At 56.2% G+C, this 11,765-nt stretch carries 11 protein-coding genes; 8 read left to right on the top strand and 3 right to left on the bottom strand.

Features of this window, described 5'->3' with window-relative positions:
• Window positions 1-96 precede the first annotated feature (96 nt).
• Complete coding sequence (locus tag BMI89_RS20350) at window positions 97-1,524, bottom strand: multicopper oxidase domain-containing protein (protein ID WP_078520064.1); 1,428 nt, start codon at window positions 1,522-1,524, stop codon at window positions 97-99.
• A 15-nt stretch (window positions 1,525-1,539) separates the two neighbouring features.
• The gene (locus tag BMI89_RS20345) at window positions 1,540-1,917 is read right to left on the bottom strand and encodes a rhodanese-like domain-containing protein (RefSeq protein ID WP_246832093.1); all 378 of its coding nucleotides are present in this window, start codon (window positions 1,915-1,917) and stop codon (window positions 1,540-1,542) included.
• A gap of 468 nt (window positions 1,918-2,385) precedes the next feature.
• Between BMI89_RS20345 and BMI89_RS20340 the strand changes: the two genes are divergently transcribed.
• Both BMI89_RS20340 and BMI89_RS20335 read left to right on the top strand, forming a co-directional pair.
• Window positions 2,386-3,108, top strand: a complete 723-nt coding sequence (locus tag BMI89_RS20340) for a response regulator (protein WP_078572589.1) — start codon at window positions 2,386-2,388, stop codon at window positions 3,106-3,108.
• Window positions 3,105-4,499: an ATP-binding protein gene (locus BMI89_RS20335; RefSeq protein WP_210402189.1), complete on the top strand. Its 1,395-nt coding sequence runs from the start codon at window positions 3,105-3,107 to the stop codon at window positions 4,497-4,499. The genes BMI89_RS20340 and BMI89_RS20335 overlap by 4 nt, the downstream gene beginning before the upstream one ends.
• A 205-nt stretch (window positions 4,500-4,704) precedes the next feature.
• On the opposite strand, the gene BMI89_RS20330 is transcribed toward BMI89_RS20335, so the two are convergent.
• Window positions 4,705-6,867, bottom strand: a complete 2,163-nt coding sequence (locus tag BMI89_RS20330) for a protein-disulfide reductase DsbD domain-containing protein (RefSeq protein ID WP_078572588.1) — start codon at window positions 6,865-6,867, stop codon at window positions 4,705-4,707.
• A gap of 294 nt (window positions 6,868-7,161) precedes the next feature.
• Between BMI89_RS20330 and BMI89_RS20325 the strand changes: the two genes are divergently transcribed.
• From BMI89_RS20325 to BMI89_RS20300, 6 genes are all read left to right on the top strand, one after another.
• Complete coding sequence (locus tag BMI89_RS20325) at window positions 7,162-7,686, top strand: L,D-transpeptidase (RefSeq protein WP_246832092.1); 525 nt, start codon at window positions 7,162-7,164, stop codon at window positions 7,684-7,686.
• Between the two features lie 29 nt (window positions 7,687-7,715).
• Window positions 7,716-8,180, top strand: coding sequence for a cytochrome c (locus BMI89_RS20320; RefSeq protein ID WP_078572586.1), 465 nt, complete (start codon window positions 7,716-7,718; stop codon window positions 8,178-8,180).
• A 425-nt stretch (window positions 8,181-8,605) separates the two neighbouring features.
• A complete protein-coding gene (locus BMI89_RS20315; RefSeq protein WP_078572585.1) occupies window positions 8,606-9,181 on the top strand; it encodes a cytochrome c in 576 nt (191 codons plus the stop codon).
• 2 nt (window positions 9,182-9,183) lie between these two features.
• Window positions 9,184-10,128 (top strand): cytochrome c, encoded by a 945-nt coding sequence (locus BMI89_RS20310; RefSeq protein WP_078520068.1) that lies wholly within the window; start codon window positions 9,184-9,186, stop codon window positions 10,126-10,128.
• Between the two features lie 199 nt (window positions 10,129-10,327).
• On the top strand, window positions 10,328-10,798 hold the full coding sequence (locus BMI89_RS20305) for a cytochrome c (protein ID WP_078520069.1): 471 nt from the start codon (window positions 10,328-10,330) through the stop codon (window positions 10,796-10,798).
• Between the two features lie 4 nt (window positions 10,799-10,802).
• Window positions 10,803-11,522 carry a DsbA family protein gene (locus BMI89_RS20300; protein ID WP_078520070.1) on the top strand — a complete coding sequence of 240 codons (720 nt, stop codon included), beginning with the start codon at window positions 10,803-10,805 and terminating at the stop codon, window positions 11,520-11,522.
• Window positions 11,523-11,765 lie beyond the last annotated feature (243 nt).

Below are 11,765 nucleotides of genomic sequence, written 5' to 3'. Positions count from 1 at the left end.
TCAACCAATCCGGTCAGCAGGTGCAACGAGTAGCTTAATTTACGCCAGATCCTGTCCAAGAGTCGGGGAGTAGCTCATATGTCCCTGCTTTAGCAGTCATGTGACAGTGAACTGCCCCATCATTCCACCATCTTCGTGCTCGAGGATATGACAGTGATACATAAACGGAGTGCCACGATCCGCGGCCTGGTCGAAGTCAATCAATATCTCGGCCCGACCATTTACAAGCACTGTGTCCTTCCAACCTGTGTTTTGAATGCTCGGGTTTCGACCGTTTTCCGTTAGAACCTGAAACCTCACACCATGAACGTGGAACGGGTGCATCATCATGCTTGAGGAGACTTCCCAGATTTCCGTTGAACCTTTGGCAATCGATAGGTCAATCCGCCTCATATCAAAGGCGCGGCCGTTGATGCCGAACCGGTCATTGAGCCCGCGCATCATCATGCCCATCCCCATCGGCATATCGAGCGTAATCTTGCGGCGACCGCCGGAAGAGCTCTTCCCGGCTGGCAGATCCCCACCTAGGTCGGTGGGGATTTTCGCGATGCGTGCGGGAAGAGTTCCATCCACAGAAAATGGAAGCACTTCGAAGTCCGCCCCTGCCCCTCCCATCATTTGATTTGGGCTTGCCGCAGACATCAAAGTGCCCCCTTCTCCGCGTGAAAAGTCAACAAGGACCTCGTAGCGCTCGCCGGGAGCGATCACGAGTGACTCGATCGCGACCGGACGATCGAGATATCCACTGTCCGTCGCAATGAGATGCATCTCGCGACGATCCGCAAAGGTCAAAGGATAGATCCTTGCATTGGACCCGTTGAGAAGACGCAAGCGAACAATGCCACGCGGAACGACAGCATGGGTGCCCATCTGACCGTTGACCAGCATGACATTGCCCATAAAGCCCATCATCTGGTCTGGCATCGACAGACCGTAGTCGATGCGGCCGCGCCGGTCGAAGCGCCTGTCCTGCAGGACCAATGTAAGGTCATCGATACCATATTCCGATGGAAGGCCTTTCGCATCGTCCTGTCCGTCCGTTACGTGCAGAACTCCAGCCAATCCTTTTTGAACCTGCTTTCCGGTCTCCCTGTGAACGTGCGAATGATACCAGAGCGTGGCTGGGGGTTGCATCACATTCAGTTCGGGAGCCCACGTCGCACCAGAGGCAATCGTCTGATGCGGACCGCCGTCAGCGTGACCGGGGATCAGCATGCCATGCCAGTGAACCGAGATTTCTTCGGGTAGTGTGTTTTCGATCCGCGCTTGCGTCGAAGCCCGCGAAGAAAGTCGAAGTGTTGGCCCCAAATAAGATTGGTTGAAGCCCCAAGTCTCACCAGCCCCAAGTCCGGTGAAATCCCTCATGCCCTTCTGCGCAGTCAGACTGAAGCGCCGATCTCCCGTTGCGTCCACTAAGGGCGGCATTGCCAATTTCCTGGCTTTTGTCTGCGCGCCGGCAGCGAGCGGGGCAGCCGAGAAGGATAGTCCCGCCAAGCCCGAGATGAATGCTCTACGATCGATCATTGTTTATATTGTCTCTCAGGCGAGTTCTTTGGGAAGGTTAGAAAGTGCGGTTTCTTTCGACACGGTGGGCAAACCTTGTTCGATCCAACCAGGAAGGCCCGGTGCGCCGAGCATCCCACCTACGGCGTCAACGAAACCTGTTGCATTCGCTTCACGCAACTTTCCCATGACGAAACCCGAACGATGGCCGGTCCGACAAATCAAAGCGACAGGGCGTCCCTTCGCGAGATCGCGGGCCGCGAAGAGGCGTTCCCCGAACCGGGGATGGGTCATATCAATTGGCCAAGCCCCTTTTGCGACGCCGGTTTCCGTCCATTCGTCTGGCCTGCGAATATCCACAAGCCGTGCCAAATCGCGGTTCAATGCATCGTGAAGAACCTCGAGCGACCACATGTCGTGAGTTTCCGCCCAAGCGGGCGCATATGCGAATACGACACTCGAAGCGAAAATGCTCAAGGTATCACGTCGGGTTAGCATGTTGTTTCTCCAAAGTTTATTTCGTGCATTTACGCCCTCTACGCTTAGCGCTTGCGCCTTCGCTCTGTTCCTAACGGCCAGAAGAAATGATCTAAGAGCATTGCGCCAGAACCGGCTGCGAAATTGGGGCCGCAGCGCCCAATCTCGGGCCATGCAAATCCACCCGTGGAAGAAAGTTTGCGATCCGTGGGTCGATGACGGTGGCCGTCAGCAAGAGCGGCGCTCCTTCCGAGAATGGCTATGGCGGGACAGACTAAGTATAAACATCTGAACGTTCCGAGGTGCAGTCGCGGAATTGTATCCGTTTGTCGCATTGGACTAAGGCTAACAGCATTAGCTACAAGAAAGATGCCAGACGTCGAGCTAGCACAGTTGATGAGACCCATGCAGAACGCTCCACATATCCTTATCGTAGATGACCACGAGCAAATCCGCAGAAGCGTCACTCGTTATTTGACGAAAAACGGTATGCGGGCGACCGCTGCAAAAGACGCGGAGGAGATGGACACGAAGTTGGCTCTCGGCAACTATGACCTGTTGGTGCTGGATGTCATGATGCCTGGCGAAGATGGTCTCTCAGTCTGCCAACGTTTATCGGACAAAGGGCGCTTACCGATCATCATGTTGACCGCCTTAGGAGATGACGAGGACCGAATTACCGGCCTTGATACCGGTGCCGACGATTATCTGCCGAAGCCCTTCAATCCCCGCGAGCTGCTTGCGAGGATCAAAGCGGTCCTGCGACGAAGCGAAAATCAGGAAGTTTTCACCGGAAACTTGAGCGGTCGGAAAGTTCACTTTGCACACCTTACTTTGGAGGTTGATCGGCAAGTTCTCGTTGACAAGACTGGACACGAGACCGCCCTCACGGTCGCTGACTTCAAGCTCCTGATGGTCCTGCTAGAACGACCTCGGATGGTGTTGAGCCGTGACCAGTTGCTTGATTTGTCCCAAGGTATTTCTGCCGGCCCGTTGGATCGAAAAATTGACAACCAGATTTCTCGCCTTCGACGCAAACTAGAACCCGACATCCTCCGGCCCAGTATCATAAAAACGATTAGGGGTGGTGGCTACTGCCTATCCGTGGACGTAGAGGTTTCCGGATGATCGGGCGCTTCATGCGGTCTTTGAGAGTCCAGCTCGTGCTCCTGATCATCGCCGCGCTCGGCGTAGCGCAGCTTATCAGCTTATGGCTTTTTGCAGATGAACGTAGCCTCGCCATTCGAGCGGCGTTAGGATTTGAGGCTGCTGGACGCGCTGCCAACGTCGCCCGCCTGATCGAAGAGGCGCCTGCAGACTTGCGCCCGTCGATTATCCGCGCGGCGAACTCCCCACTTGTTCGCTTCGACTTAACTGCAAAGCCGCTCGTTCAGCATACGGATCATTCCGATGGTGGGGTGGTTGAGGCACGCGTGCGCGGGCTTCTCAATGAAAGCTACAGTCGCGATATTCGTGTCGAGCTACACCAAATCCAAGGCGCTATCCTACCACTGCCGAATTTGTCGCGCGAGATGACGGAAATGCACTTGGCCATGATGCGCGGCGAACTCTCCGCAATCGAAATGAACCTCTCGATCTCGATTGCCGGTGGCCAATGGCTAAATGTCAGCACGCGCTTCGAACGCCCACCGATTCAATGGCCTCGCTACTCAATTCTGACGTTCGGCCTTACGGCGATGGCCCTTCTGGTCGGGGTTACTTGGTTTGTAATGGCGGGCCTATTGGGTCCCTTGAGGCGATTGGTGAGAGCGTCGGACCGTCTAGGACGTGGCGAGAACGCGAACGCGCTTCCAGAGAGAGGCCCCATGGAAGTGCGAGAATTGACCGCTGGCTTCAATCGAATGCAGGAAAGGCTGACGCGGTTCGTGACGGACCGCACGCGCGTTCTTGCAGCGCTCGGGCATGATCTGCGCTCTCCGTTGACCGCCATGCGCGTCCACTCGGAAATGGTTGAAGAAGAAGAGTTACGTGAAAACCTCGTGTCGACCGTCGAGGAAATGCAATCAATGGTCGAGGCAACTCTTACCTTCGCGAAAGGGCTTTCGGGAAGCGAGGAGATGCAGGAAGTTGAGTTGCAGACATTCCTCGAAACTCTCCAAACCGATATGGTGGCGTCTTTTGGTTTAACAGCCGGTCCCACTGTCCGGGTGCGCTTGCGCCCGAACGCGACACGTCGCGCATTGCGGAATGTGATCGAAAATGCCGTCAGGTATGGCGGATCTGCGACTGTAGGGTGGCAGGTCCTCGGTGAAGACATCGAAATCACGATCTCTGATAAAGGACCGGGCATTCCAGCCAGCGATCTGGAGCGCGTCTTTGACCCGTTTGTCAGACTTGAAGAAAGCCGTTCTCTTGAAACTGGCGGACATGGGTTGGGGCTGTCGATCGCGCGGTCAATTCTGCATGGACAGGGAGGTGAAATTAGCTTGGCGAACCATCCCGGCGGGGGGCTCGTCGCGACAGTTCGGCTGCCGAAAGCAAAGCCACAGCTCGATTAGATACGATGCAGGCAAGCCTGAAGCCGCTCCTACGCGCCCGCGGCACTCACGGGGCCATATGAAAGAACCCATCTGCATCCCGCGCTGAAAGAATTTCGGAGGCAGGCGACATGGCCATGCGTTTTGAACAGATCCTCGCGAAAGGGATCGCACAGTGACTCCCCAACTCAAAACAAGTGGTGATGGAGATGAGCGTTGCCGCTCATCAGTCCGGGGCTCCTGCCGCTCCCGTCAGCTCAGTATACTTTCCATCGCCATCCGAATTTGTGGAAGAACCAGCATCTCGCAACGCCGTAAGGACGGCACCGCTGGACAATATCTCCGAGAGAATAATCCCTTCGGGAGCGGAAGGTCCATATACCGCATTAAATGGAATGCCGTATCTGTTGTTGGCTTCCAAAAATCGAGCGATCGCCTCGTTCGGCCGCGTCCAATCCGCGAGCATCGGAGAAACCTCTGGCCCATTCAAGGCAGCGAGAACTGGATCGCGTTCCAACACGAGGGCCTTGTTAGCTTTGCAGGTCAGGCACCAATTTGCGGTCACATCGACGAACACGACTTCTCCGCGCGACACCCGCCGGGCAATGTCGCCACGGTCAAATGCGATCCAAGAGATTGTCCCGCTTTGACCGGCAATTTCAGGGCCCGTGGTCAAAGATGGCGCGGCCACGATCGCTAGTGCCGCAAGGGTGAGCCCCAGTGCCCAACGCAGTTTTCTTGAAAGCCATGTAGATACCGACACTACAGCCAGCGCCGCTCCGAGTGAAGCGACGACAAGCGCAGCGCGCCAACCGGCTACACCGATGAGAACATAAAACAACCATGCTGCGGTGCCGATCAAGAGCAGACCGAGGCCTGTCTTCAAAGCGATCATCCAGCGGCCGGGTTTCGGAAGGAACCGAACGAGACCTGGTGCAATAGCTACGAGCATATATGGAGAGGCGAGGCCGAGCCCAAGCATGGTGAAGACCATAGCGATGTCCATTGCACGGCCCGCAAGAGCGAATGCGATAGCCGTCCCCAGAAACGGTGCGGAGCAGGGAGTTGCCATGACAGCCCCGAAAAGTCCGGTGGCAAAATCAGCCCAGTATCCGGCCCCGCCGCCAACTCTCGTTAACCGAGTTGTCAGAGCCGCTGGCAGAGAAATTTCAAAGAAGCCGAAGAGGTTCGCGGTAAACAGGCCGAGGACAAGCAACATCAGCACCAGAAATACTGGGTTCTGGAATTGAAGCCCCCATCCGACGGCAACGCCGATCCTTTGCAAAGCGAAGAGTAGTGTCGCAAGCAGCCACATGAAGACCATGACTCCGGCTGCGGCGGCGAGGAAGCCTGCTCTCACTTGACCACGACTGCGACCCTCGGATTTCATGGCTGAGGAAAGCTTTATAGACAGGACAGGAAGAACGCAGGGCATAGCATTCAGGATCAGCCCGCCGAGAAATGCGACAAGGGCAATCCAGACCAACTGATCGACGCCTGGGATCACTCGGGCAACGTCGAATGGAGGAACTGGCGCGGCGGTCACAGGTTCAGGCGTAACGGTAAAGGCGCGTTCTGGCCCATCGGTCACAGTCACTGACAGAGGTGTAGCTTTCTCCGCCATATAAGCAAGAATGGGAAATTCCGCCCAAAGCGTCCGTGATCCTCCGACTCTTATATCGGGTTTTCCCAGCGCACCTCCGTTTCCGATTTCGGGAAAGAGATCCGGCGCCTGGAACTCGCTGCTGGACGTAATCTCAATGGTCAGGCGAGTAAAATCTTCGTTTATATGAGACCTCGCGGTGGCGATGCCTGCGGCATCCCCTTCGGCGGGAACGCGCGCCAGAAACGTGCCGATGCGATCTGCCGAATCCTGATCAATTCCGCTTCCATTTGGCAACCTGAGCACCAAATCAAAGTCCTGCGGGACGCACACCTCCGAGCAGGTCAGCAACTTGACGTTGGCCTTGAGGTCTACAGGCTGCCCTGGGTTCTCTAGAGTGACTTGTAGCGGAAAGACGACCTCTTCATGATAGCCGAAATTCTCGATGCCGAAGGCAGTAAACCGTTCCGGTGCAGGCCAGAGGAAATCGACGCTCGCAACGTTCTCAGATCCACTCCAGTCAATTTGCGGAGGAACGCCTACCTCTCCGGGAGAGCGCCAGTAGGTTTTCCAACCATCGCCAAGATTGAGCTCCAGACCGGCGGAAAGAGTTTCAGCCTCTGCCGACACGGCGTCTTGAGCCGAAATCAGCCGCGCCTCGACGGCTGCAACTTCATATGCAGAGGAACTCGCGGCTGTTGCTGTTGTCGGCATCAATAGGCCGAATTGGGCCACTGCAATCGCGCCGAGCCAGAGGAAACCATGCAGCGCGAATCTAAACTTCATCAAATCGTCTCCCCTGGCATTTGATTAGCCACGAATTCCGTTCACCTACTTTCGCGGACCGGCTCACCGACCCATTTGGATTCCGAGCCTGGCGAAACTGGCCTCCAGTCAAGTGGGCAAGACTTGTTTAGCTCGCTATTCTGCCTCTGGGTCAAGGATACAGTTCGATACAAAAATCACCGCCCGCCATGGTTGAGGTTCGAGCCATCCCGAGTATTCGATGAGACGTCCCGTCCAGAACCCCACGATGAACAAATGGCAAGAAATCAAAGTCTGAACCGGCGGAGCTTTGTAATGTTGTCCGGTGCCTTCGTCACCCTCCCGCGAACGCTCCGCGCGGAGGAAGCAGACGATGTTCGCCGGAACATCTCGTCTTTCGCGCTTCATGATTGGCGCGACCATTTTAAACGGCTCGGCAAAGGCATCATCATTTCGGATACGGTCACAAAAGTGCTTCAACACTGGACCGAACATGGGGAAATGCGGATTTATCCGACGTCCGTGCCATTGACCGATGAGTTGACGAAACGCGGCTACACCGAAGTCATCGAGAAACGTGAGAATCCAAGCTGGGCACCGACCCCCTCGATGCGCAAACGCAATCCCGAGTGGCCTGCCTACGTGCCGGGAGGCGATCCTTCAAATCCGCTCGGAACTCGCGCTCTCTACCTGTCCTGGCAGTATTACCGGATCCACGGGACACAGGACACCCGCAAGATCGGTCGCAGATCATCGAACGGCTGTATCGGTCTTTACAACGAGCACATCGAAGAGGTCTTCGCCAGAACGCCGGTTGGGACGCAGGTCAAGCTGATCTGAGCTGATTACATATAGGAGAAGAAAACATCATGAATTTTTGGGGATGGTTCGTTGGCGGGTTCCTTGTTCTCGGGCTAGGAGCGGCAGGTTGGCAAGCTTTTCAGCCGGCGCCCGCGCAGACCGCTCAGGGACATTCGATGGTGCCTCCGGACACGAGTGATATCCCGCAGGGGGCGCCGATTGCGAAGGTAAGCCTGCCTGCGGAGCTGTCTTCGGGAGCTCAGATGGGACAACGCGCATTCCAGGCAAAATGTGCGGCATGCCATGGTGAGAACGCCGCAGGTCAAAACGGTGTCGCTCCCCCGCTCGTGAACAAAATCTACGAACCGAACCACCATTCAGACGCTGCCTTTCTGAACGCCGCCCAAAACGGCGTCCGCTCGCATCACTGGAATTTCGGCAACATGCCCCCGATCGAAGGACTTACCAAAGGCGACGTGAAGTTGATTGTCGCATACGTGCGTGAGCTGCAGCGCGCAAACGGGATCAACTGACTTTGGTGGTCGGGTTGACCATAATTCAGAGAGCGGTCTCGGTCCTACTTGTGGTCGCTCTCGCCCAATTTGGCCTTTTCCCAATTGGCCCAACGCAAGTCGGTGATCGCGAAACGCGACTTGCCGAGAGCACGGCACCGGATACAGATATTGAGCACGATCTCCACTCACATGGCGCGGACGAAACCTTGCCCGACCATTGTGAACCTGGTCCGGATTGCTCGAAAAACATGGTCACGGTCAGCCTTTCTGTTCCGAGAGCTTCAGGAACCTTATCTCACGTAATTCGCGAGCATTCAGATCTGAGCTTTTCCGACCGAGATGTCCCGAGCGAGCCGCCTCCTCCCAAACACCTATCCTGAAAATTGGACGATCGAGCATCGCCCATTTCACCTATCAATAACTCGAACACAGGATACGGAACAATGAAGAGCAAACTGACGATCGGCCTCTTGGTAGGGGCAACGATGGCTACTGCAGTATTCGCACATGGCGGTGCGGAGGGTGTTGTCAAGGAGCGCATGGATGCCATGAGCGCGATGGGACAATCGGTAAGGAAATTGGCCCCGATGATGCGTGGCGAGACCGACTACGATGCTGCTGCGGTGCGTGCGGCAGCGCGCGTGTTCATCGAACACAGCGATGGCTTGACGGAGCTGTTTCCGGAAGGTTCTGATAGCAAGCCGTCTGAAGCGAAGCCGGAAATTTGGTCGGAATGGGACAAATTCAGTGCATTAGCAGACCAGTTGAAGACGGCGAGCGAGGGACTCGCTGAAGCGGCGGGCAATGGTCTGATGGCGTCCGGGGCAAATCTTGGCGCAGGCTCGATGATGGGCACGCAGTCTTCTGGGGGCGGCATGATGGGCACATCGTCGATGATGGGGGCGGCCTCAGACGGCGGAATGATGGATTATGCCTCGATGCCAGCGGATGGCGCTTTCAACATGGTCACCCAAACCTGCTCCTCATGTCATGCGAAGTTTCGCTTCGAGGCGAAGTAACGATGAGCTGGCTTAAAAAACTTACACTTGCCGCAGGGGCGCTCGGCGCCCTTGCGGTTGGGGCCTTAGTAGTCTGGCCGATCGGCAAAATGCCGTCGCCGATCTCGCAACCGGGCAATGTCCAACGCGGCGCGTATTTGGCGCGGGCGTCGGGCTGCATTTCGTGTCACACGAATAAAGAGGAAGGAAGCGCAGCGCTTGCAGGTGGCGCTGGTCTAGCGACAGAATTCGGCACTTTCTATCCTCCGAACCTGACGACCGATAAAACGCACGGCATTGGCGGGTGGACGATCGAGCAATTTGCTAGGGCGGTTCGCCAGGGGATCAGCCCCGACGGTCACCCCTATTATCCAGCCTTCGCTTATCCGTTCTATGCTGACTTTACGGATCAAGATATCGCGGACCTATGGGCGGCGTTCCAGACTGTCCCCCCGGTTGCCAAAGCAGCGCCTGAGCATGAAGTCGGGTTTCCATTCAATCAGCGATCAGGGCTGAAGCTTTGGCGAGTGGCCTTTCTTCACGATCCTCCTACAGAGCCTGTTTCTGAGAAAAGCGCGAGATGGAACCGCGGCCGGGAATTGGTAAGAGGAGCCGCTCATTGTGGCGCATGTCACACCCCACGCAATATTGGCGGCGGTCGTAAGCTCGATGCTGTCTTTGCTGGAAGCGACACACTCCCAGGCGAAAACAAAGCTCCTGCGATTACGCCACAGTCCCTGTCCGAGCAAGGTTGGACCGTCTCTAATCTCGCTTATGCCTTGCGCACGGGAGTGACACCTTCAGGTGATGCTTTCGGCGGCGGCATGGCCGAGATCGTGCAGGGCAACACACGTTTCCTCTCGAAAGAAGACCTCGAAGCAATGGCCGTCTACCTGCTTGATGGCGATGAACCATCTCCTGATCGCGTCGCACAAGGGGTCGGCGAGGCATCGCAACGAGATATGTGACCTTGCGACGAATATCTGAAAACCGATCTTGTCTCCGAAAAGAAGAGAATAAAATGAGGGCCACCCCAGTAGCACACATTTATGCGACGGTTTCGCGGAGTGTAGTTCGCACGCCGCCGTTGAACTGCAAAGGCAAACCCACCGAGCACGACGCAAACCGCCAGTTCTCATCCGGACTGGCGGAACGGGGGAAGGCTTTATGAAACCGACGTATCTGGCGGCGTTCTCGAGCCTTGGCGTGATTGCGATAGGTGCCGTATGGTGGCTCGCCATTCCAGCGCCAGACAAATCAGCCTCCGAAACCGCGATCGACACCGAACGGGGACGGGTGCTCTATGCGGAAAACTGTGCATCGTGTCACGGTGCCGATCTCGAAGGGCAACCGAACTGGCGGGACACCGGCCCGGACGGTCGTCTTCCAGCGCCTCCGCATGACCGTAGCGGACATACTTGGCACCACAGCGATCAAATCCTGTTCTCCTACACAAAGCTTGGGGGGAAGGAGCTCATGCGGAAACAAGGCTCCGAATTCGACAGCGGAATGCCTGGGTTCGGTGACAAGCTAACCGATCAAGAAATCAATGACGTTCTTGGTTTCATCAAATCAACTTGGCCAGAACGCGAGCGAAAGGCTCAGGCCGCACGCACAGAAGCAGAACAGGAAGGATAATAAAATGTTGTTCAGGAATTTGGTGCTCGTTACCTCGCTGGCCCTGCTTCCGATGACGGGACAGGCAGCCGATCTGGATGAGGCTCGGGTCAAGGAACTCGTATATGAAGCGATCCGCGAGAACCCACAAATCGTCATGGAAGCCGTTGCAATCCTTCAGCGTCAGGATGCCGAAGCCCAAGCTCAAGCGCAGGCATCTGTCTTGAGTGATCAACGATCGTTGCTTGAGCAGGACCCAAACGCACCGGTCCTCGGCAATCCTGATGGAGATGTAACCGTCGTGGAATTCTTTGATTACAATTGCCCCTACTGCCGGCGTGCCATGCCAGAAGTTCAGGCTCTTCTAGACGCCGATCCCAATGTCCGTCTCGTCTATCGCGAATGGCCAATTCTCGGGGAAGGCTCCGTGTTCGCCACCAAAGCGGCGTTGGCATCGCGGCTTCAAGGTAAATACGAGGCTTTTCATTGGGCTTTGATGGGCATGAACGGGCATGCGGACGAAGCGAGCGTCCTTCGGATCGCAGAAGACATCGGACTTGATGTGAAACGCCTCAAATCGGATATGGACCGCCCGGAAATTGCAGAGCACATCGAGACCTCGATGCGCCTCTCGCAATCCCTTGGATTTAGCGGAACTCCTGCATTCGTGATTGGCGATAATCTTGTTCCGGGCTTTGTCGAAAGCGAGAAGCTCGCAGAGGCCGTTGATAAAGCCCGCGAATGAACGAATAGTGCGCGGAAACAGCGCCGCTAATGACGGCGCGTAGAGTGCTCGTTCCTTTAGCGAACCTTACGGCGACAAAGCCGACGGATTTTCATTGCCCCTGCTGGGGCCTACTGAGCCGAGGTATTAGCGCCTTCAGCAGGACCGCAGCCGGATCGGGCGCGTTTGACCTGCCACGGGATTTTTCCTCCACCATCGATTAGAGTCCGACCCAACTTGAGGACGGACAATGAAGCGAACGAG

It is taken from the genome of Thioclava sp. F36-7 (assembly GCF_002020075.1).
Taxonomy (GTDB): domain Bacteria; phylum Pseudomonadota; class Alphaproteobacteria; order Rhodobacterales; family Rhodobacteraceae; genus Thioclava; species Thioclava sediminum.
Note: the sequence above shows the minus strand (reverse complement) of the source record. Positions and strands in the feature narration are given on the sequence as shown.

What these genes read in the sequence shown, in the direction of transcription:
- BMI89_RS20350 (WP_078520064.1), bottom strand. Translation starts at nt 1,524, where the DNA reads ATGATCGATCGTAGAGCATTCATCTCGGGCTTGGCGGGACTATCCTTC.
- BMI89_RS20345 (WP_246832093.1), bottom strand. Translation starts at nt 1,917, where the DNA reads ATGTGGTCGCTCGAGGTTCTTCACGATGCATTGAACCGCGATTTGGCA.
- BMI89_RS20340 (WP_078572589.1), top strand. Translation starts at nt 2,386, where the DNA reads ATGCAGAACGCTCCACATATCCTTATCGTAGATGACCACGAGCAAATC.
- BMI89_RS20335 (WP_210402189.1), top strand. Translation starts at nt 3,105, where the DNA reads ATGATCGGGCGCTTCATGCGGTCTTTGAGAGTCCAGCTCGTGCTCCTG.
- BMI89_RS20330 (WP_078572588.1), bottom strand. Translation starts at nt 6,867, where the DNA reads ATGAAGTTTAGATTCGCGCTGCATGGTTTCCTCTGGCTCGGCGCGATT.
- BMI89_RS20325 (WP_246832092.1), top strand. Translation starts at nt 7,162, where the DNA reads ATGTTGTCCGGTGCCTTCGTCACCCTCCCGCGAACGCTCCGCGCGGAG.
- BMI89_RS20320 (WP_078572586.1), top strand. Translation starts at nt 7,716, where the DNA reads ATGAATTTTTGGGGATGGTTCGTTGGCGGGTTCCTTGTTCTCGGGCTA.
- BMI89_RS20315 (WP_078572585.1), top strand. Translation starts at nt 8,606, where the DNA reads ATGAAGAGCAAACTGACGATCGGCCTCTTGGTAGGGGCAACGATGGCT.
- BMI89_RS20310 (WP_078520068.1), top strand. Translation starts at nt 9,184, where the DNA reads ATGAGCTGGCTTAAAAAACTTACACTTGCCGCAGGGGCGCTCGGCGCC.
- BMI89_RS20305 (WP_078520069.1), top strand. Translation starts at nt 10,328, where the DNA reads ATGAAACCGACGTATCTGGCGGCGTTCTCGAGCCTTGGCGTGATTGCG.
- BMI89_RS20300 (WP_078520070.1), top strand. Translation starts at nt 10,803, where the DNA reads ATGTTGTTCAGGAATTTGGTGCTCGTTACCTCGCTGGCCCTGCTTCCG.